We start from the raw sequence: 21,224 nt of genomic DNA on the forward strand, positions 1-21,224 counted from the left end.
AATCTAAAATATTCATATCAAATCTGTTTAGATTTTAAAGATACAAAATAATTAGGTGTTAATACGGACAAGCATAAATAAATTTAAACATAAACATATAAAAAAAATGAAAGTTAATTACTATTTTATTTTATTGAGTACACTATGGTTTTTTACTATTAAAGCACAAGAAAACAGCACTTTAAATGGAATTATTACAGACGAATCAGGCAAACCTCTTATTGGTGCATCAATCAACATTAATACCACATCTAAGAACACGATAACTGATATTGCTGGAAGTTACCAATTGCAAAATATAAAATTCGGCACTTACACAATTCAAGTGGCCTATCTTGGTTACGAAAGCCAAAAAATTTCAATCTCCTTAAACCAATCCGAAACAACACAAAATTTTATTTTAAAAGAAAGTTCCTTTCAATTAGATGGTATTATTGTTACCGCCCAAAAAAGAGAACAATTAAATAAAGATGTTCCCATCGCCATTACCTCTTATGGGGGGAAATTTATTGAAAATTTAGGAATTTCAGAATATGATGCTTTTTCAGATTATGTTCCTGGATTACAAATCCAGATTCAAAGTGTAAATAATCCTGGAATCGTTATTAGAGGAATTACCAGTGATAGTGGGGATTCTCGAGTAGAACCACGCGTTTCAATTTTTCAAGATGGAGTTTCCATCAGTAAATCCAGGGGATCTGTAGTAGAGTTGTTTGACATTGAACGCGTTGAAGTTCTAAAAGGTCCTCAGGGAACTCTTTTTGGCAGAGGTGCACAAATTGGTGCCATGCATATTATTCAAAACAAAGCTAAAAACGAAAATTCAGGAGAACTAAAAATAGGAACGGGTAATTATAACCAATTCTCAGTGAATGGGTTTGCAAACACTCCCCTTATTAAGGACAAACTATTTGTAAGAGTAGCCGGAATCCTGAGTAAAAGAGACGGTTTTATAGAAAACAGATCTGGAGGCAACTTGAATGGTAAAGAAACGCTAGCTTTTAGAACTTCCTTAAAATATTTAATGAGTGATAAAACCAGTTTAGATTTAATTGCAAACTGGCAACAGGACACCCCACCGGGAACGGGTTTCAAAAGCGGAACTTATGCCCCTTTAGGTGGAACAACCAACCCAAATACCTTTGCGGACTTAGAAAGAGGAACCGAATTGGGAATCGACAGAAAAGTTTATGGTCTTACAGCGATATTGAAATCTGAAATCAATCCTAATTGGGATATGACCGCCACCACAGCTTACAGAGAATTTAAATCAGATGAAGCTTTTGATGCCGATGGTACGGCAGCTCCAGTGCTTTACTTTAGAGAAATTGCTGAAGGAAAACAATTCAGCCAAGAAATGAGATTTAATTTTAATGATAAAAATAAATTATCCGGTTTCGTTGGAGCAAATGTTTTTTATGAAAAAGGATCTCAAGCGGTTCCTTTTGAAGTAAATGAACAAAGTTATTTTGCCTTATTGGCAGCTAGAAACACACTAATCGTTAATGGCGTTCCTACCTTATACCCAAATATTCCAAACGACCCTGCTTTTGGTCCATTGGCAGGAGCACCGCTTTTAGCTTTCAACAAAGAAAAATCAACCAATTTTGGAGAGAATTATTCTGGAGATATCTTCGCAGATGCATCTTATGATTTAACTGATAAATTGACTTTTACTTTGGGTGTAAGAGCTACTTTAGAAAATAGTAATGCCGGTTTAGAGGTTCAAAATGCAGATCAGCCTGGTGTATTGGGTAATTTTTTAGGAGTTTTTCCTAACAACTTATTTGCTCCTACAAATGGAAAACGTACTGCCAGCGAAACCTTCACCTCTGCTGTTGGACGATTTGCAATAAATTATGATATAACGGACCACATTACTCTTTTTGGGAATGTTGCCAGAGGCCGAAGACCTAACGTAATTAATGTTACCGCGAAAACTGTTAATGTATTATCGGATGAAACGGTATGGTCTTATGAATTTGGCGCCAAATCTCTCTTCCTAAACAACCGATTGCAATTTGACATCAATGCTTTTATATACGATTACAGCAATTTTCAAACGACTATCGCACGATTAGACGAACAGAATGGTTTAGTGATTCAGCCAAATGACAGTGGTTCTGCCTCAACTTTTGGTTTTGAAACGGCCTTGCAATATCAGTTTACAAAAAACAGTTCTTTCTTTGTCAATTATGCGTACATTGATGCTGCCTTTGATGAAACGGATTCAGACGGGAACCAACAACAATTGGCGGGAAATACTTTCCGATTGACTCCAAAACATTCCTTTTCTGTTGGATTTAATTACAATCCATCTGTAAACACTATCTTAGACCTTTACCTTAGGCCAAGCTATACATACAAATCGAAAGTGTTTTTTGAAGAAACAAACTTACCTAATATTTCACAAGCAGGGTATGGTCTTTTGAATATCAGAACAGGATTAACCATTAGAAAAAAATACGAAATAGGATTATTCATGACTAATCTTTTTGACAAAAAGTATATTATTGATGCCGGAAATACAGGTGGAGCTTTTGGAATACCAACTTTTATAGCTGGTGCACCTCAGTTCTATGGTGTACAAATGGCTGTTAAATTTTAACAAAAATGAAAAAAACAATAAACACACTACTTGCAACACTCTTTTTTTATACTTCTATTTTTAGCCAAGAAGGAATAAGCACAGTAGAAATATCCAGCTTAGATTCCTATCTCGCTACTACAGAGGCCAAAGTAATTGGAATCAAGCCAAACAATGCGGCTAAAATAATATGGGCTGATGGGTATAAAAACAAAAAAACAGCTGTTGCTTTTGTTTATTTGCATGGTTTTGGCGCTAGTCACCGGGAAGGAGAACCGGTTTTAAAAATGCTTTCTACAAAATACAAAGCCAACATCTACCTCTCGCGTTTAGAGGAACATGGTATTTATCGTAAAAATACCTTTGAATTTCTTACGCCTGAAAACTATATTGCCTCTGCAAAACTAGCATTAGAAATTGGGAAAAAACTGGGAGAAAAAGTAATTTTGGTCAGTACCTCAACGGGAGGAACTTTAAGCTTGAAATTGGCATCCGAAGATCCTAGCATCTCGGGATTGATCCTCTATTCGCCTTTTGTGGATTTATTTAATCCTGCTATGGCGGGTATCATCCTGCCTGGTGGTAGAGAGAAATTCAAAGAAACTATTGGTGGCAATATGCGAACACAAAACCGCCCAGAGGAACAAGCTAAGTACTGGTCTACCAATTACCACATCAATGGCTATGTTTCCTTAATCACTATGCTCAAACAAAACATGACTGAAACTACATTTACAAAGGTCAAGTGTCCGGTTTTCTTAGGCTATTATTACAAAAACGAAAAAGAACAGGACCAAGTCGTTTCCGTTTCTGCCATGCATACAATGTACAACTTTTTAGGAACGCCTGAAAACAAAAAAACAAAAATAGCCTTTCCAGAAAGTGGGGATCATGTTATTGCTTGTGATTTACGTTCAAAGGATTGGCAAGGTGTTTATCAGGCTACGGTAGACTTTTTAAACCAAACAATCTTACAATAAAAACATGAATAAAATCATAATAACAGCAGTTTTAGCAATATGTACGCTAGGTTGCAAGGCTCAACAAGAAAAACAAACAGTCCAATTACTTCCTAGTGAAATTCAAACTCTCTTTAATTTTGATTTACAGGGGCATCGTGGAGCAAGAGGACTCTACCCCGAAAATTCATTAGTTGCCTTTAAAAACGCAATCAAATTGGGAGTAAACACCTTAGAGCTAGACGTAGTTGTTACAAAGGACGACCAAATACTGGTATCACATGATCCTTTTTTCAACCACATAATTTGTTTGGATAGTTTAGGAAGCACTATTAACAAGGAGGACGAATTAAACTTAAATATCTATCAGACTACTTATTCACAAATACGTCAATATGATTGTGGTAGCATCAAACATCCACAATTTCCTGAGCAGACTAATAGTAGGGTTTCAAAACCATTGCTGTTGGATGTAATTGCGCAGTCTGAACTTTTATCTGACCAAAAGATCTTCTATAATATTGAAATAAAAAGTACTCCAGAGGGGGACAATAAATACCATCCAACACCTCAGGTTTTTGCGGATTTATTTATTAAAACAATCCAAGGGCGTATCCCAATGGAAAGACTAACGATCCAAAGTTTTGATTTTAGAGTACTGCGTTATATCCATAAAGCCTACCCGGATTACAAACTAGCGGCTCTGGTCTATAAAGATAGTGTCAAAACAAATTTAGATGCTTTGGGATTTATCCCAGACAGCTACAGTCCAGAACATACGCTATTGACTGCCGAAATTGTAGCGGAATTACAGGCCAAAGGAATGAAAGTTATTCCTTGGACTATTAATGAAGTAAGTCGGATGAAAACGGTACTAGGTTGGGGAGTTGATGGCATCATAACGGATTATCCCGATAGAGGATTGCTCTTTAAAAAATAAGAACTTGCGTCTTGATTTCATTTCTTCCTTAAAGCAACAAAACTATCCTGTTTGGGTGAGGCTACTGAAAAGGTCCTTAACAAATTATATTTCATTAAAAGAGTAGAAAACCTTCATTTTCTACTCTTTTTTTATGCTAAAATGGGAACTGCAAGCAGCAATAAAGCGCGGATAAATTGGCTTTAAATAAAATTCGGACTTTCCCTTGTTTATACCTGTTTTTTGAAAATCCGTTGAATAGAATAGAATTTATTTTGAATAGAACCGTTATCTTGTTACTTTTACCCCATAAATAAACTGTATTATGTCACAATCTGTCCTGTCTTTAAAAAACGTTACCATTTTCCAAGAACAAAAAACTATTTTAGCTCATGTAAATTTGGAGGTAAAACATGGTGAATTCCTGTATATTATAGGAAAAACAGGTTCCGGAAAAAGCAGCTTAATGAAGACCTTGTATGGTGATTTGGCTTTAAAAGAAGGAGAAGGAAGTATTGTTGACTTTGATTTAGCCACCTTAAAAGAAGATGACATTCCGTTTTTGAGAAGAAAAATTGGAATCGTTTTTCAGGATTTCAAATTACTGCCGGACAGAACCATTAAAGACAATATGTTATTTGTCCTGAAAGCTACAGGCTGGACTGATGCTGATGAAATGCAGCGAAAAATTGATGAGGTGCTGGACAAAGTAGCAATGAAAGAGTTTGGCAACAAAATGCCACACCAAATTTCAGGTGGTGAGCAACAACGTGTTGCCATTGCAAGAGCTTTACTCAACGATCCTGAACTTATACTTGCGGATGAACCTACCGGGAATCTGGATCCACAAACCAGTGCTGAAGTCTTGGAAGTTTTAAAAAGCATCAATGCCAATGGAAAAACAGTCATTATGGCCACTCATGATTATGCGTTGCTTATGAAATTCCCTTCGAAAACATTAAAATGTGAAGACGAACGAATTTTTGAAGTAGTGCAACAGAGATCCGTGTAATGCTTTCTATTCTTATTCCAATATACAATTATAATGCATATCCGCTGGTTCAGGAAGTGCAGAAACAGTGTATGGAATCTAAAATTGATTTTGAAATCATCTGTATAGATGATGCATCGGACCAAATCAAGACAAACATCAATTCGATAACTTTATTAACCAACTGTTCTTTTACTGAATTATCCAAAAATATTGGCCGAAGCAAAATTCGAAATTTACTGATCACGAAGTCAAAATATGACTACTTGCTGTTTTTAGATTGTGACTCCATAATTCGCAATAAAAATTATATAACTAAATACTTACTTAATTTAGAAGATTTTGATGTTATTTACGGAGGACGATTGCATCCAGAAAATTGTCCTTCTAGCAGTCAACGATTACGATGGAAATACGGCCGGTTTATTGAAGATCAAACAGTATCAAGCAGAAAACAAACCCCATTTAAATCGTTACTTTTCAATAACACTTTAATTAAAAAGAACTGTTTTGACAAAGTAAAATTTAAAGAAGAACTTTGTGCTTATGGTCACGAAGACACTTTTCTCTCCTATAAACTAAGTACATTTAAGTTTAAAGTAAACCATATTGAAAACCCTGTCGAACATATCGATATCGACACAAATGAAGACTTTGTAAAAAAAACAAAAGAAGCTTTAGAAAATCTTAAGAGTTTATACCTCTTAGACCAAATTGATATTAGATTTATAAGAATGGTTCAACTTTATCATTTTCTAAACAAAACAAAATTAAGCTTTCCCATTTCAAAACTCTTCCCCTTTTTTGAAAAATTTTTATTAAAAAATATCAAAGGAAAAAACCCAAGTCTATTTATTTTTAATGTTTTTAGAGTGGGCTACATCTGCAAATAAAAACCGAAATGACATGATCCACTTTTCTGTAGTAATTCCACTTTTCAACAAGGAAACATTCATTGAAAACACTTTAAAAAGCGTTCTTAACCAAACATTTACTGACTTTGAAGTGATACTGATTGATGATGCTTCAACAGATTCTGGCTTTAGTATTGCAACCTCATTGGCTTCTCCTAAAATAAGAACAATAAAACACGAAACAAACCGAGGACTTTCCGCAACGAGAAATACTGGAATAAAAAATGCCAAAGCAAAATTCATTGCTTTTTTAGATGCCGACGACATTTGGGAAATCAATTTCTTAGAGAAAATATTTTTATTAACAGAAAAATATCCCGAAGCCAAATTATTTGCTACTAATTATTTGGAAATCTATTCTAATACAATAGCACTTCCTCCAAAAACAAACATAAAAAGCGAAAAAATTATTCCAAATTTCTTTGAAGCAAGTTTATGTCAACCTATATATTGTCCCTCAAGTTTATGCGTTGATAAATTAGTTTTTGAAGAAATCGGCTATTATAATGAGGCCATTACATTTGGTGAAGATGTCGATTTTAATATCCGCGCAAATAACTCGTTTACATTAGCGTACTCGCACGAAGCTTGTGTCAAATATATCATGTTCTCAGAAAATCAAATTACGAATTCAACTTTAAAAAACAAGACCATTACCAATTTTGATTCCTATGAAAGAATTGCAAGCGAAAACCCTAGTTTAAAAAAATATTTGGATTTTAACCGCTATATAATGGCTAAACATTACAAAATGGAAAATGATTTAACTAATTTCTATAAAATAAAAAAAAGAATAAATGCTAACTCTAAGATTTCTGGTCTCAATTTAAAACAACGCCTTTTATTAAACTTGCCCTCATTTATGCTTCAATTTTTAAAAAAAGTAAAAACATTTTTTATAAAAAAAGGGATTCGATTTACTACCTACGATTAAGCATTCAAATGCTTTAAATAATCTTCATAATCGCGTATATAATCATCCTCATCAAACACTCCAGAAGAAATAACCAAACATACTGCTCCGGAAGAAAAATTATTAAGTTCGCGCCATACATTTGACTTAATCAATAGTCCTTTATCTGGCTTGTTAAGTGCGATAATTCGCTCTTCTTTTCCGTTTTTCAAAACCACATCAAAACTTCCCGAGAGCGGAATTAACAACTCGAATTGTTCTTTATGAGCATGGCCTCCTCTTTTAGAACTGCTGGGGATATCATAAAGATAATAGACTCTCTTTATTTCAAAAGGAACTACATCATTTTCTATAATTGAAATATTACCCCTATTGTCCTCTATTTTTGGTATCTGAATGATTTCTATATTCATAAAGCTAACTTACATTAATTTTCAAATAATCCAACCATTGCTTTCCTATTTTATCTAATGAAAAAGGGGCTACACTCTGACACGAATTACTCTTACAATAATCATATAACTCATTATTTTCTACAAAGAGATTCATCGCTTCAGTTAGTTTTTCAAAATTTTGGTTTTCAACTAAAAGTCCGTTACTTTTATCAATAATAATTTCATTTGGGCCAGAAAAACAATCAAATGCAACTACAGGAGTACCTACTCCTAATGATTCCATTATTACATTGGGAAACCCTTCATTTTTACTACATAAAACTAAAAAAAGAGTATTTTTATAATATGGAAATGGATTTTCAACAAATCCTTTAAAAATAACAAAATCTTTCACTCCTAATTGTTCTGCTAAATGGATGTATTTTTGCTTATTCTCACCTTCTCCCAAAAAAACAAGCTTAATATTTTGATCAGATAAATTTGATTTTGTATAGGCTAAAATTAATTTGTCAAATTGCTTTATATCAGTGCTCATCCTCCCTATCGCCAATATGTAATCTGAATCGGCAAAAGAAGATTGTTTTTGCAAATTGGCGGTTGCCCTTAAATCAACAGGATTATAAATACAGTCAACTTTATTGGCCAATTTTTTAAATAAAATTTCATTTCTAATCGCTTTTGAAACAGTTACAACATTTTTTTTGTTATAAATTAAATTGGAAAGAAATGCCGATTTAGGAAAATAATATTCTAAAACTCCACTATGAACGGTATAAAATATTTTTGAAGAGTAAACAGTATTGGAAATTAAAAATTCCCAGAAAAAATTTGTACGCATTCTAAAATCAATTACGAAATCAAAATTATTGCTTTTAATAAATTTTTTAAACACTAAAAATTGACTTAATTTTCTAAAAATAAAGAAAGATCCTGGGCTTGTTTTTCCTAAATTCAGTAAAGTCCCAGAAAATTTATAGGAAACACAATTAGTAAAAATACAATTTTCAACTTCTAAACCTGAATCTTTAAAATAAATCGACAATAATGCGTGCACTTTTTCTGCTCCACCTTGCGCCAAACTATCTCCAATTAAAGCAATTTTAATTTTTTGGTTTTGTTTAATCATTTTTGATTTGTAATTTCGAACAAATATAATAATTCATGCGGATTTTACTTCTTGGCGAATATAGTTGTTTACATAATTCTTTAAAAGAGGGACTTATTAATCTTGCACATGAGGTAACGATTGTGGGTAATGGAGATGGTTTCAAGAAATACCCAATTGATTTCAATATCGATGCAAAATGGAGTAAATCTAAATTGATTAACATTCCACGACAAATCATTTATCGCCTTTTTAAATATGATTTTGCTCAGTTAGAATATGGCATTCGCTTTTATTTTTTGTTGTCAAAACTTAAAAACTTTGATGTTGTTCAATTAATTAGTGAAACCCCGATTCAAACAAACATAAAACTTGAATATTATCTTTTAAGAAGAATTAAAGAGCAGAATAATAAAATGTTTTTATTGTCCTCTGGAGCTGACGTAATTTTCACACAGGCCTTGATAGACAACAAATTCCGTTATTCACTTTTAGATCCTTATTTTAAAAACCCCTTACTTATTGAAGAATACAGACATGTGCTAAAGTATTTAGATTGCGACCATAAGGAGCATCATCGAAAAATTTATTCCCTAATCCAAGGTGTTATCGCAACCGATATCGATTATGTAATTCCATTGAAAGAAAATCCAAAGTATTTAGGATTAATTCCAAATCCAATCAATTTAGAAAAACTTTCGTATTTTGAAAACAAAGTCATAGATAAAATTGTCATTTTTCATGGAATTAATCGGTGGAATTACCATAAAAAAGGAAATGACATTTTCGAAGAAGCACTATCCATTATCAAAAACAAGTTTGGAAGTAAGGTAATAATAACAATTGTTGAGAATATTCCGTACCAAAATTACATCAAACTTTATGATGACGCGCACATTTTGTTAGATCAGGTTTATGCGTATGATCAAGGATATAATGCATTAGAGGCTATGGCAAAAGGAAAGGTGGTTTTTACAGGTGCCGAAAGTGAGTTCATGGCGCATTATCAATTAATTGAAATAGTTGCTATAAATGCACTGCCTGAAGTGAATGAAATTGTCAAAGCGCTTTCATTTTTAATTGAAAACCCCAAAGAAATAACAACCATTGGAAAAAGAGCCAGAACTTTTGTAGAAAAAGAACACGATTACATTAAAATTGCTGATCACTATTTACGTGTTTGGAATGAAAATTAAACGTATAACTCATACCCTACAATTTCCAAAATAATTCCCACTACTTCATTTACTTAGTATACCAACTTTACTTGCAATATAAATACAGTAAAACTACAATTATTTAACTTTAAATAATTACTTTCGAAATGTTTTATATTTTATTCAATCAAACTTTTTTAATCAATATACATGAATACTAATATAATATCGGACAAGGCAATAATTGGGTTGAATGTTGAAATCGGACATTTCTGTATCATCGAAGACGATGTGATTATTGGCGACAATACGATTATCAAGAATTATGTTGAATTGAGGAAAGGCACCATTATTGGAAAAAACGGCTATATCGATTCAAGAGTTTCATCATCAGGTAATTGCGTAATTGGCAATAATGTAACCATTCGATACGATAGTATAATAGCAAGAGGAGTTAAAATTGGTGATAACACCTACATTTCCCCTAAAATGATGTCTAACAATTTAGACACCGATATGCATCAAATTGGAGGTGCTGACATTGGTTCTAATGTATTTATAGGTACCAACTGTGTTCTGCAGCATGGAATAAAAATTGGCAATGATTCCATTCTAGGATCTATGTCCTTCATAAACAAAAATGTACCAGAAAACGAAGTGTGGTTTGGAAATCCTGCTAAATTTTATAAAAAAAACGAGTAATAAATGTCAAAGTGTTCCTTTTTCTAAATGAAAAATTACCAATCAATAATTTTATACTTTTTTAAAAGTTCTTTTTCACCATCCCAGTCACGGGTATAATTTTTCTTTAAGAGTTTCGCAGGTACGCCACCCATTAAAATATTACTGCCTAAACTCGTATAATCTTTATTGCATAATGTATTAGAAGCAATCACGCAGAAGTCTGGCGTTTTTGTATTGGGCATTATAGAAACCCTATTAGATACCGCATTATGAGAACCTATAAAAATAGACCCTTGTATGGGGTAATATTCACCCGTCTCACTATTCATCATGGGATGAGAATTTGTGTCAATAATTTGCGACTCATATCCTATTCCTGCCCAATCTCCTAAATGTACTTCTTGGGTACAAACCAACTTAACATCCGAACCTAAACAAGACATATAGCCGAATTCGCAATGCGCATTCTCACCTACATACAGTAGAACATCTTTACCAATATGCAGAGGCCCATTTATAACTAACTTTCCTAGTAAATAAATTTCGGCTGTCCCTTTAGCTCTTTTAGCAATTTCAAAATACTGTCCATAACTAACCATACCCATTTTTATAGGAGCATTAATTATTACCTCTCCTTTTATTGACTGAAAACTCACTTTTCCGAAGAAAACAAATGGTAGTTTTTTTGCAGTATTAAAAGGGAATTTTTTAAAATTAAAATATACCGTTTTGGTCCAGTTTACGGAATAATACAGTTGTAACCGATGATAAAAAAATCTTACTTTTCTGTAAACATTCTTAAGTATTTCAATCATTCTTTTTCTTAATTATGGCATTGAACAATTCTTTTAATGCGGTCTTTTTGTTCATTTCAAATAAAACAAAAACAATCGACACTACTACCATTAGTGACATTAAGCCATACTTTAAAATTGGATTTGGGAGGTATCGGAACAAAAAAGTTGCCACACACAGCAAGATGCAAACTAAATAAGTGTTATAAAAATCGCTTTCAAAATAAAACCCATATCTTTTTTTGGTGATTATTTTTAAACCCAAAAAATGAATGAAATAATAAAGCAAAAAACTAAATCCAAGACCTTCCAAACCGTAATAATAATACCCTAAAATATTCAAAATAAGCGAAATGCTATTAAATCCAACAGCAGTTCGCATAAACATTTTAGAATCGCCTTTGGCAATCAAAATATAACCCATTGACCACGAAACGGCCCGAAACAACATTGCTAATATTCCAAAACAAACCATTGAAATAATGGCGTTAAATTCCGGTGTAAATATAATTTTAACAATCAACGGAATGAACGTTAAAAATAAAATGATTACCGGTGTAATAATTAATATTGAAACAAACGATTGCTGAACAACACTGGTTCTTACTTTTTCATTATCCGTACTAATGAACGCTAATCTTGGAAAATAATCGGTACTCATGACCGTAAAAATTACTCCCACATAGGAATTCAACAAGGTGAAACCGGCATTGTAAAACCCAACTTGTTCTAAACCACCCCATTTTCCAACAAAAATTTGAATCAAATACGTTGATAACAAGGTCAGCAAACCACTTAATGTCAATAAAATACCAAGTCTAATAATACTTTTTCCTTCGGTATTTCCTTGTTCTTTGGAAAACACATTTTTTTCAATTGGTATTTTTTTCGAATAATAAAAAGAAACCAATAGTGAGGCTAAAGAGGCAACTATGATGGTCGGGACAATGGCATCAATCCGGTAATAATAATACAACGGAATTGAAACTAACAACCCCAATCCATTTCCATAAAAATTAGCTTTGGCTAAAAGCCGCATTTTTCTTAAACCCTGCAAAACAACCAGCTGGCCAATCATTAATTGCCGGAACAACAAGGTGATCGAAATAAAAACAAAGGTAAAAGTATGATTCGAATTCCCAAAAGTAATTTGGCTCAGCCAACTAGAAAATAGGATCACAAGAACGCATCCTAAAATCCCGGTTAGTACTGCGAGCTTTTTTATAAGTGCTGCTACAGATGCAATCGTACTTAAATTGTCGTTTTTGTAGCTACTGGAAAGGTGTTTTACACCACTGGTTTCAATCCCTAAACCAGTAACGCCGCCCACAAGATTTATAGCCGAGTTCAACAAAGAAATAATCCCCATTCCCTCAGGCCCAATAAAAACAGCAATACACTTAGTCCGGATGACTCCAATAATAATCATAAAAAACTGAACGCCCCCAAAAAGCGAAGTCGTTTTTACAATGCGATGATATGACGTTTTACTATCGGACACTTTTTAATATGTATTTAAAATTGCAATAATATGACGAACCTCCTCCGATGTCAAGGCAGGACTTATGGGCAAACTCAAAACTTCTTCATGAATTTTTTCAGTAATTGGAAAGGACAACATATTCCATCCCGCAGTCTCAGAAGAGAAAGCTTTTTGACGGTGGGGCGAAACTGGATAATGGATAACCGTTTGAATTCCGTTTTGACGTAAATATTCTTGTAAATCCGTTCTATCCTGAGTTCGAATGACAAATAAATGAAAGACATGATTGTTTGACAAATCCCAAAATGGAAGTGTTATTTTATCGTTTTTTATTTCGGATAAATAGCGATTGGCAATTGTTCTTCGGCGGTCGTTCTCAGCATTTAAAAACGGTAATTTCACATTTAAAAAAGCAGCTTGCAATTCGTCTAATCTGGAGTTTATCCCTACATAGTCATTATAATATTTGGCTTCCGATCCGTAATTTCGCAGCGACTGAATAACCCTGGCTAATTCAGAATCATTAGTCGTAACGGCACCGGCATCGCCTAATGCCCCTAGATTTTTCCCAGGATAAAAACTATAGGCTTGGGTTTTTGGCTTTTGGTTTTGGGTCTTCGCACTTTCATCTTCAAAGGAAGCCCCGTGAGCCTGAGCCGCATCTTCTACTACTAATAAATTGTTTGCTGCAGCAATTTCATTTATTTTCTCCATTTCTGCCAGCTGTCCGTAGAGATGAACGACTAGAATAGCTCCTGTTTTAGAAGTGATTTTTGCTGTAATTAAATCGGGATCCAAGTTATAGGTTTCTAATTTTGGCTCGCTCAGAACCGGAATTAAATCTGCTTGCAAAATAGCGAGAATACTGGCAATGTACGTGTTTGCTGGCACAATGACTTCGTCCCCTTTTTGCAGTTTTCCTAACACGATATAGGCTTTAAAAACGAGCACTAAAGCATCAAAACCATTTCCCGTCCCAATACAGTATTTTGTTCCGCAATAAGCCGCAAAATTGGTTTCAAACTCGCTGACTTCATTCCCTAAAATATACCAACCATTCGCTAAAAACCCTTTTAATTTTTCCTGAAAAGCGGTTTCATAGGGCTTGTTTGTTTTTTTTAAATCTAAAAATGGTATCATACTAGATTCATTTTATAAAAGTCTTGGCCATATACCGTGCAGCCTAATTCTTCTTTTTGTTTCAAAAGTCCGGCATGAAATCCGCTTTCATTAGTATCATTTACAATACCCATATCAAAAAAAAGCATGCCTTGTTTTTTGTATTTTTCTATTAAAGTAATAAATGCAAAATCCAATGCGCGCAACTCCTCGCCTTTTTTAGTGGTGGCTCCATATTGTGATTTCACCACCTTTTCGGTTTCAAACAGGGTCACTCCGGCAACTATTACATCGTCATAATACACTGAAAATTGTTTGATGTTTTGCGGAAATAATATCTTTAATTTTGTGATTTCTTGCAAGGTATGAACTGGTTTTGCATTGTATTTTTCACGCAATCTTGGTTCTAAAACCAATTCCCAGAAAGAGTCCGGCTCCGCTTCCTCGACAAGTTGCAAGTCAAATACTTCCATTTTTCTCAAATGCTTCAATTTACTTTTAGAAACCGTCAAAGGCATTGCTAAATTAATGGCCAAATTCATTTCTTTCTTCTCCAGAAAAGCACCTTTTTTAAGCAAGAAAAACTCCATTTCAGCATTTCCTTTTGAAAGATAAAAAAAAGGGATTTGTTTCAAATAAAAGGATTGGATGCTATGGTCTTTAAAAAAAGACAAAACACAGTCTACAAGTTCCGCTACTATTTCTGCTTTTATTATCGCTGAATAAACCAAGCCGCCATAGGTCAAACCCTGATGTGAAAAAATGCTGTTTTCCAATTTATTAGCTGGCAAAACTGCTACCAGTTTTTGTTTGTCATAAATAAGTACTGAAAAATCTTCAAAGCGATCCTCATGGTATTCCATAAAATCACGGTGAAACAAAAAGGTTGCATTTTTGGCTTGACCAATAAAGGAATTCCAATGGGCATAATCGCTTTTTTGATATCGTTTGACGGTATAATTTTTCACGCTTTGGTTTTAGACTTTGTGAAAGTAATCATTTTTTATTTAGGTTCTAAAGTGGGCAGATACCATTTGAATTTTACGGCCATCAACCGAATCACAATAATAAAAATCGACGTTGTTATGTATAAAATATCCTTATCCAAATTAAATTCCCGAAGCATAAAAAACAGCATTCCGCCCAGAATACAAATCGTGGCGTAAATTTCCCGTCTGAAAATCACCGGAATATCGTTGCATAAAATATCCCGAATAACCCCTCCAAAACAAGCTGTGATCGTTCCTAATGCAATGCATATAACAGGATGCAAACCAATATTTATTCCTTTTTCAAGACCAATTAATGTGAAAACGCCCAGCCCGACGGTATCAAATAAAAACAAAGAAGTGCGCAAACGATCAAATTTTTTCCTGAAAATAATCGACAAAACAAACCCCAAAAAAATCACATACACGTAATTCAGGTCCAGCATCCAGCCCACGGGCGTCCTACCAATCATAACATCTCGCAAGGTTCCGCCGCCAACAGCCGTTACAAACGCAATGATGAACACCCCAAAAGGATCGAGTTTTTTACTCATAGCGGTCAATGCGCCTGACATGGTAAAAGCAATCGTACCGACAAAGTCTAGAAAGTAAAACATTTAGATTGAAATTTTTTAATTTTGGAATTTTGACAAAAATAAAGAAAATACTCGTAAAAATAACCAAAGCAACTGGCATTAATGCTGCTATTGCTTCCAAATAAATATTCGGATCAGATTAGAAAACTGGATTTTCTCTGTGTATCTTTGTCGTGTTTAATTAAATAGAGGAAAGCCTTGAAACAAATTACTTCGATACAAAATCCGCACATAAAATCCTTAGTGCAATTGCAGGAAAAAGCAAAAGCACGCAAACAATCCGGTACTTTTTTGATAGAGGGAAAACGGGAAATTTCAATTGCAATCAAAGGCGGTTACGAAATAGAAACTTTATTGTTTTTACCTGAACTTTGTTCCGAGACCGAAGCGCATCAATTGTCTGAAAATGCAGAATTGATCGAAATCAATAAAGAAGTCTACCAGAAACTGGCTTATCGCGATACCACCGAAGGTATTTTGGCTATAGCCAAAACCAAATCATTGCGATTATCCGATTTAGAATTATCCGAAAACCCATTGATTCTAGTTGCTGAAGCACCTGAAAAACCGGGAAACATTGGCGCTTTGTTGCGCACTGCGGATGCTGCTAATCTGGATGCCGTGATTATTGCCAACCCAAAAAGCGATTTATACAACCCAAATATTGTGCGTTCCAGCGTAGGTTGTTTGTTTACCAACCAAATTGCAACCGGAACTACAGCAGAAATTATTGCTTTTTTGAAGGAACGAAAAATCAATTTTTATTGTGCAACCCTACAAAACTCCACTTCCTATCATACCCAAGATTACACCACACCAACGGCTTTAGTAGTAGGAACAGAGGCAACTGGCTTGACAGTAGCATGGCGAGAAGAAGCCACCCACAATATTATTATTCCAATGCAGGGCGAAATCGATTCGATGAATGTTTCCGTTGCTGCAGCCATCTTGATCTTTGAAGCCAAAAGACAACGGGGATTTTAGACTGAAGATGAATGCTTTTTCAATAGGAGATTTCAAAATTCTCATTGGCATAACTAAAGACAATTGGTTTAGAGAAGGACTACTTTTAGTTAAAAGAGAAATTTCATTTTGCTTCCAAACGTTCGCCACAGCCTTCCGGTACTATTTTTTCTGCAAAGCCACTAATTGTGTGGTAAAATGAAATAATATGTATTTTCATGCTGATGTGCATTTATTTTTAAAATGCAACACAACTGGAAAAGCAGTCTGAATCACAATTAAACCCATTTCCGGACGGACTGATTTTAATTATGACTTTTATTATTTAACGTTTAAAAAAATCCTGTAATATCGTGCTTAAATAAAATTGCATATCTGCTAACTTATTGCTATTTTTAGGAAATGAACCATGCTGTTATGACCGAAATAGATTTAGAAAAAGAAAATAAAGCTATTGCTCAGGAGTACAAAGAGTTACTTCGAATAAGCTATCAAACTTTGAGTGATGAGGACAAAAAACTTATCCGAAAAGCCTTTGATGTATCTGTAGAAGCCCATAAAGAGCAACGCAGAAAGTCCGGTGAAGCCTACATTTTTCATCCTATCGCTGTAGCAAAAATTGTTGCTTCAGAAATAGGTTTGGGAGCAACCTCTATTGCAGCTGCATTATTGCACGATGTGGTCGAGGATACACCCACTACAATTCAGGATATCGAGCGCTTATTTAATCCTAAAGTAGCCCAAATTGTTGAAGGATTAACAAAAATATCGATGGTGCAAAGAGATCTGAACGTTTCAATGCAAGCCGAAAATTTTCGCAAGATGATTTTGACACTAAATGATGATGTGCGCGTAATCCTGATTAAACTTGCTGATCGCCTGCACAACATGCAAACCATGGATTCGATGCAAGAGGACAAGCAGACTAAAATTGCATCTGAAACCCTGTACATTTATGCGCCATTGGCCCATCGATTGGGTTTGTACAATATCAAGACAAAACTGGAAGATTTAGGGTTAAAATATACGGAACCAGCAGTATACAATGAAATCGTAAGTAAAATAAAAGAAACTAAAGAGGAGCAGGATGCGTATATTGAGGCTATTTCAAATGTTTTGAAAACATCCTTAGATACTGAAGAAATTGATTATATCATAAAAGGCCGGCCAAAATCAATCTACTCCATCCGGAGAAAGATGCAGGCTCAAAATGTAAGTTTTGACGAAGTGTATGATAAATTTGCACTCCGAATTGTTTACAAATCAACTCCCCATGACGAAAAATTCATAGCCTGGAAAATATACTCCATTGTAACGGACCACTACAGGCCTAGCCCGAGTAGGTTGCGCGATTGGATTTCGTCCCCAAAATCTACTGGCTACGAAGCCTTGCATATTACCGTAATGGGTCCCAAAGGGCGCTGGATTGAAGTTCAGGTACGCAGCGAACGCATGGATGAAATTGCCGAAAAAGGATATGCTGCGCACTACAAATATAAAAATGGCACTACCGAAGAAAGTGGTTTGGATGTCTGGCTCAATCTACTAAAAGAAGCCTTAGAGAATTCTGAGACAAATGCAGTAAATTTTGTGGAGGATTTCAAGATGAATTTATATTCAAAAGAAATTTTTGTTTTTACCCCAAAGGGAGAAATAAAATCCTTGCCCAAAGGCGCTACATCGCTTGATTTTGCCTTCAGCATTCACTCCGAAATAGGCATTCGCACCAGGGGAACACGTGTAAACGGGAAATTAGTCCCGCTGAATTTCGAATTAAAAAGTGGTGATCAAATTGAAGTAATCACGTCACAACATCAAAAACCAACGATCAACTGGCTGGATTATGTGACCACTTCAAGAGCCAAAACTAAGATAAAAAATGTTTTAAACGAGAACACCAAGAAAATTGGAGAAGAAGGAAAAGAACTGCTGACGCGTAAACTAAAGCATTTAAAAATAACGTTAAATGAATCTGTAGTTAATGAGCTAGTCAATTTTTTTAAGTTAAAAACAAGCTTAGATTTATTTTACAGAGTAGGGATTGGCGCTATAGAAAACCAACAACTCAAAGATTATGCCGCCCAAAAAAGCAATACTTTTATTAATTTTTTCAAGAATAAAATAAAACGAACCGCCAGCACAGCTGATGAGGACATTCATAAACCAATAATAAGTAGCAATTATGACATACTCGTATTTGGCAAAGAACATGACAAACTAGATTATAAATTATCCCCGTGTTGCAACCCAATTCCCGGGGATGACGTGTTTGGATTTGTCACGATAAACGAAGGGATAAAAGTGCATAAAAAAGATTGCCCAAACGCAATTGGAATGCAATCCAACTATGCCTACCGGATCATGACGGCCAAATGGATTGACTCTTCCCAAGAAGAATTCAAGGCCATCATAAACATAACCGGAATGGATGTTTTAGGACTAACCAACCAGCTGACAAAAGTGATTTCGAATAATATGCATGTGAACATCCAGAGTATTTCTTTGAGCACTGATGCGGGTATATTTCAAGGACAAGTGGCGGTAATTGTACGGAACAATACGATCTTAAAAAAATTAATCAATAATATCAAAAAAATTGACGGAATAGATAAGGTAACCCGAGTTTATAAAACCTAGAAAAGTTGCTTGTTTTTTAAATAATATAGCTTTTCCCGCCTGAAACAGAACAAACTTGAAACTAAACAAACCGGAAACTTTAATCTTTAAACTAAAAAAATTATCTTTGCCAGTATATGACACTCATTTCCACAGATAACAACAAGAACCAAGAAATTGTAAAAAATGTTTTTACAATGTATCTTGAGAAAAAAAGACATCGCAAAACGCCTGAACGTTATGCTATTCTTCAGGAAATTTACGATAGTGAAGAACATTTTGACGTAGAGAATCTCTACATCAAAATGAAAAATAAAAACTATCAAGTTAGTAGGGCAACCCTTTACAATACGATCGAATTATTATTGGACTGTGCTTTAGTGCGCAAACACCAATTTGGACAGAATCAGGCACATTACGAAAAATCATATTTTGACAAACAGCACGATCACATTATCATGACTGATACCGGTGAAGTAATCGAGTTTTGTGACCCTAGAATCCAAAGCATCAAAAAAACAATTGAGGAAATTTTCGATATAGAAATTACAAATCACTCCTTATACCTTTACGGTGTAAAAAAGGAAAAGAATACTCTGGACGAACAAGATCGTTCCTAATTATAAAAATTAACTACAAATAACATATAGAATGACGGTAGATTTATTACTAGGGTTGCAATGGGGAGATGAAGGAAAAGGAAAAATTGTGGATGTTCTTACTTCGAAATATGACATTATTGCACGTTTTCAAGGAGGTCCAAATGCCGGACACACTTTAGAATTTGATGGAATAAAACATGTTCTTAGAACTATTCCTTCCGGTATTTTTCATAAAACTGCTGTAAACATCATTGGAAACGGAGTTGTAATTGATCCTGTAGTTTTTCAAAAAGAAATTGAAGGCCTTGAAAAATTTAAATTAGACATCAAAAACAAATTAATCATTTCAAGAAAAGCGCATTTAATTTTACCAACGCACCGCTTGTTAGATGCCGCATCAGAAGCATCTAAAGGAAAAGCAAAAATTGGTTCTACTTTAAAAGGAATTGGCCCTACTTATATGGACAAAACCGGAAGAAACGGAATCCGTGTGGGTGATATTGAATTAGAAGATTTTACAGATCGTTACAGAGCTTTGGCTGACAAGCACGAAGCCATGATAAAATTCTATGATGTTGCGATACAATACAATTTAGAAGAATTAGAAAAAGAATTTTTTGAAGCTATCGAAGAGCTAAAAAAATTAGACTTTATTGATAGCGAAGAATATTTACACCAAGCGCAAAAAGCAGGTAAATCAATATTATGTGAAGGAGCCCAAGGTTCGTTATTAGATGTTGATTTTGGAACCTATCCATTTGTGACTTCCTCTAATACAACTGCCGCAGGCGCTTGTACCGGTTTAGGGATTGCTCCAAATAAAATCAAGGAAGTATACGGCATCTTCAAAGCCTATGTAACACGCGTTGGAAGTGGCCCGTTCCCTACTGAACTTTTTGACGAAGATGGTGCAACTATGGCCCGTGCTGGAAATGAATTTGGATCGGTAACCGGCAGACAAAGACGTTGTGGCTGGTTAGACTTAGTAGCACTGAAATATGCGGTTCAAGTGAATGGTGTAACCCAACTGATGATGATGAAAGGGGATGTCCTTTCAGGATTTGAAACGTTGAAAGTATGTACGGAATACAATTATAAAGGAGAAAATATTTCACATTTCCCATACAACATTGAACCAGAAAATGTAACTCCAGTGTATCAGGATTTCAAAGGATGGAAACAAGATTTGACTGGTATGACCACATATGATGAGTTACCAATCGAATTAAAAGAATACATTGAATTCATCGAAAAAGAAGTAGAAGTGCCTATCAAAATTGTTTCTGTAGGTCCAGACAGAAAGCAAACGATTCTGAAATAAGATTATGAAACGTCCCGATAAATCGGGACGTTTTTTTTAGTTTTATGCTTGTCCGTTTAGTTGCCTACAATTCATTCCATTGATGATTAACTCCAGCAATGATTAGTCTTTCCATTG

19 protein-coding genes are annotated in these 21,224 nt (G+C 34.5%); 12 read left to right on the forward strand and 7 right to left on the reverse strand.

All coding sequences use genetic code 11. The annotated features are described in order from the left end of the window. Positions 1-106: 106 nt before the first annotated feature. From EKM02_RS13315 to EKM02_RS13340, 6 genes are all read left to right on the forward strand, one after another. The gene (locus EKM02_RS13315) at positions 107-2,608 is read left to right on the forward strand and encodes a TonB-dependent receptor (protein ID WP_126455926.1); all 2,502 of its coding nucleotides are present in this window, start codon (positions 107-109) and stop codon (positions 2,606-2,608) included. A gap of 5 nt (positions 2,609-2,613) precedes the next feature. Then, the gene (locus tag EKM02_RS13320; RefSeq protein WP_126455928.1) at positions 2,614-3,567 is read left to right on the forward strand and encodes an alpha/beta hydrolase; all 954 of its coding nucleotides are present in this window, start codon (positions 2,614-2,616) and stop codon (positions 3,565-3,567) included. A gap of 4 nt (positions 3,568-3,571) precedes the next feature. After that, positions 3,572-4,486, forward strand: a complete 915-nt coding sequence (locus EKM02_RS13325; RefSeq protein WP_126455930.1) for a glycerophosphodiester phosphodiesterase — start codon at positions 3,572-3,574, stop codon at positions 4,484-4,486. A 304-nt stretch (positions 4,487-4,790) separates the two neighbouring features. Next, the gene (locus EKM02_RS13330; RefSeq protein WP_126455932.1) at positions 4,791-5,477 is read left to right on the forward strand and encodes a cell division ATP-binding protein FtsE; all 687 of its coding nucleotides are present in this window, start codon (positions 4,791-4,793) and stop codon (positions 5,475-5,477) included. Then, positions 5,477-6,349: a glycosyltransferase family 2 protein gene (locus EKM02_RS13335; protein ID WP_126455934.1), complete on the forward strand. Its 873-nt coding sequence runs from the start codon at positions 5,477-5,479 to the stop codon at positions 6,347-6,349. Before EKM02_RS13330 ends, EKM02_RS13335 begins: the two co-directional genes overlap by 1 nt. 13 nt (positions 6,350-6,362) lie before the next feature. Next, positions 6,363-7,304 (forward strand): glycosyltransferase family 2 protein, encoded by a 942-nt coding sequence (locus tag EKM02_RS13340; protein WP_158614756.1) that lies wholly within the window; start codon positions 6,363-6,365, stop codon positions 7,302-7,304. On the opposite strand, the gene EKM02_RS13345 is transcribed toward EKM02_RS13340, so the two are convergent. Continuing rightward, entirely contained in the window at positions 7,301-7,696 is a 396-nt protein-coding gene (locus EKM02_RS13345; RefSeq protein ID WP_126455937.1) for a sugar 3,4-ketoisomerase, read from the reverse strand. The genes EKM02_RS13340 and EKM02_RS13345 overlap by 4 nt on opposite strands. Before the next feature lie 4 nt (positions 7,697-7,700). Next, positions 7,701-8,804: a glycosyltransferase gene (locus tag EKM02_RS13350; protein ID WP_126455939.1), complete on the reverse strand. Its 1,104-nt coding sequence runs from the start codon at positions 8,802-8,804 to the stop codon at positions 7,701-7,703. 35 nt (positions 8,805-8,839) lie between these two features. On the opposite strand from EKM02_RS13350, the gene EKM02_RS13355 reads away from it, so the two are divergent. Further along, positions 8,840-9,979, forward strand: coding sequence for a glycosyltransferase (locus EKM02_RS13355; protein WP_126455941.1), 1,140 nt, complete (start codon positions 8,840-8,842; stop codon positions 9,977-9,979). A gap of 171 nt (positions 9,980-10,150) precedes the next feature. After that, a complete protein-coding gene (locus EKM02_RS13360) occupies positions 10,151-10,642 on the forward strand; it encodes a DapH/DapD/GlmU-related protein (RefSeq protein ID WP_126455943.1) in 492 nt (163 codons plus the stop codon). A gap of 35 nt (positions 10,643-10,677) precedes the next feature. On the opposite strand, the gene EKM02_RS13365 is transcribed toward EKM02_RS13360, so the two are convergent. Genes EKM02_RS13365 through EKM02_RS13385 form a run of 5 tightly spaced genes read right to left on the reverse strand, consistent with a single transcriptional unit; the run spans position 10,678 to position 15,626 of the window. Continuing rightward, positions 10,678-11,439 (reverse strand): acyltransferase, encoded by a 762-nt coding sequence (locus tag EKM02_RS13365; protein ID WP_234423202.1) that lies wholly within the window; start codon positions 11,437-11,439, stop codon positions 10,678-10,680. Then, positions 11,432-12,919, reverse strand: a complete 1,488-nt coding sequence (locus tag EKM02_RS13370) for an oligosaccharide flippase family protein (RefSeq protein WP_126455945.1) — start codon at positions 12,917-12,919, stop codon at positions 11,432-11,434. Before EKM02_RS13370 ends, EKM02_RS13365 begins: the two co-directional genes overlap by 8 nt. Before the next feature lie 3 nt (positions 12,920-12,922). Continuing rightward, entirely contained in the window at positions 12,923-14,041 is a 1,119-nt protein-coding gene (locus tag EKM02_RS13375; RefSeq protein WP_126455947.1) for a DegT/DnrJ/EryC1/StrS family aminotransferase, read from the reverse strand. Next, positions 14,038-14,988, reverse strand: coding sequence for a FemAB family protein (locus tag EKM02_RS13380; RefSeq protein WP_126455949.1), 951 nt, complete (start codon positions 14,986-14,988; stop codon positions 14,038-14,040). Before EKM02_RS13380 ends, EKM02_RS13375 begins: the two co-directional genes overlap by 4 nt. Before the next feature lie 35 nt (positions 14,989-15,023). Then, positions 15,024-15,626 (reverse strand): trimeric intracellular cation channel family protein, encoded by a 603-nt coding sequence (locus EKM02_RS13385; protein WP_126455951.1) that lies wholly within the window; start codon positions 15,624-15,626, stop codon positions 15,024-15,026. Between the two features lie 177 nt (positions 15,627-15,803). Between EKM02_RS13385 and EKM02_RS13390 the strand changes: the two genes are divergently transcribed. From EKM02_RS13390 to EKM02_RS13405, 4 genes are all read left to right on the forward strand, one after another. Then, the gene (locus EKM02_RS13390; protein WP_126455953.1) at positions 15,804-16,589 is read left to right on the forward strand and encodes a TrmH family RNA methyltransferase; all 786 of its coding nucleotides are present in this window, start codon (positions 15,804-15,806) and stop codon (positions 16,587-16,589) included. 396 nt (positions 16,590-16,985) lie between these two features. After that, positions 16,986-19,205, forward strand: a complete 2,220-nt coding sequence (locus EKM02_RS13395) for a RelA/SpoT family protein (RefSeq protein ID WP_126455955.1) — start codon at positions 16,986-16,988, stop codon at positions 19,203-19,205. A 116-nt stretch (positions 19,206-19,321) separates the two neighbouring features. After that, entirely contained in the window at positions 19,322-19,804 is a 483-nt protein-coding gene (locus tag EKM02_RS13400; RefSeq protein ID WP_126455957.1) for a Fur family transcriptional regulator, read from the forward strand. 31 nt (positions 19,805-19,835) lie between these two features. Beyond that, positions 19,836-21,107, forward strand: a complete 1,272-nt coding sequence (locus EKM02_RS13405; RefSeq protein ID WP_126455959.1) for an adenylosuccinate synthase — start codon at positions 19,836-19,838, stop codon at positions 21,105-21,107. Positions 21,108-21,224: the final 117 nt, after the last annotated feature.

Source organism: Flavobacterium sp. RSP49 (assembly GCF_003968735.1).
In the GTDB taxonomy this organism is placed as follows: Bacteria; Bacteroidota; Bacteroidia; order Flavobacteriales; family Flavobacteriaceae; genus Flavobacterium.

What these genes read in the sequence shown, in the direction of transcription:
- EKM02_RS13315 (WP_126455926.1), top strand. Translation starts at nt 107, where the DNA reads ATGAAAGTTAATTACTATTTTATTTTATTGAGTACACTATGGTTTTTT.
- EKM02_RS13320 (WP_126455928.1), top strand. Translation starts at nt 2,614, where the DNA reads ATGAAAAAAACAATAAACACACTACTTGCAACACTCTTTTTTTATACT.
- EKM02_RS13325 (WP_126455930.1), top strand. Translation starts at nt 3,572, where the DNA reads ATGAATAAAATCATAATAACAGCAGTTTTAGCAATATGTACGCTAGGT.
- EKM02_RS13330 (WP_126455932.1), top strand. Translation starts at nt 4,791, where the DNA reads ATGTCACAATCTGTCCTGTCTTTAAAAAACGTTACCATTTTCCAAGAA.
- EKM02_RS13335 (WP_126455934.1), top strand. Translation starts at nt 5,477, where the DNA reads ATGCTTTCTATTCTTATTCCAATATACAATTATAATGCATATCCGCTG.
- EKM02_RS13340 (WP_158614756.1), top strand. Translation starts at nt 6,363, where the DNA reads ATGATCCACTTTTCTGTAGTAATTCCACTTTTCAACAAGGAAACATTC.
- EKM02_RS13345 (WP_126455937.1), bottom strand. Translation starts at nt 7,696, where the DNA reads ATGAATATAGAAATCATTCAGATACCAAAAATAGAGGACAATAGGGGT.
- EKM02_RS13350 (WP_126455939.1), bottom strand. Translation starts at nt 8,804, where the DNA reads ATGATTAAACAAAACCAAAAAATTAAAATTGCTTTAATTGGAGATAGT.
- EKM02_RS13355 (WP_126455941.1), top strand. Translation starts at nt 8,840, where the DNA reads ATGCGGATTTTACTTCTTGGCGAATATAGTTGTTTACATAATTCTTTA.
- EKM02_RS13360 (WP_126455943.1), top strand. Translation starts at nt 10,151, where the DNA reads ATGAATACTAATATAATATCGGACAAGGCAATAATTGGGTTGAATGTT.
- EKM02_RS13365 (WP_234423202.1), bottom strand. Translation starts at nt 11,439, where the DNA reads ATGATTGAAATACTTAAGAATGTTTACAGAAAAGTAAGATTTTTTTAT.
- EKM02_RS13375 (WP_126455947.1), bottom strand. Translation starts at nt 14,041, where the DNA reads ATGATACCATTTTTAGATTTAAAAAAAACAAACAAGCCCTATGAAACC.
- EKM02_RS13385 (WP_126455951.1), bottom strand. Translation starts at nt 15,626, where the DNA reads ATGTTTTACTTTCTAGACTTTGTCGGTACGATTGCTTTTACCATGTCA.
- EKM02_RS13395 (WP_126455955.1), top strand. Translation starts at nt 16,986, where the DNA reads ATGACCGAAATAGATTTAGAAAAAGAAAATAAAGCTATTGCTCAGGAG.
- EKM02_RS13400 (WP_126455957.1), top strand. Translation starts at nt 19,322, where the DNA reads ATGACACTCATTTCCACAGATAACAACAAGAACCAAGAAATTGTAAAA.
- EKM02_RS13405 (WP_126455959.1), top strand. Translation starts at nt 19,836, where the DNA reads ATGACGGTAGATTTATTACTAGGGTTGCAATGGGGAGATGAAGGAAAA.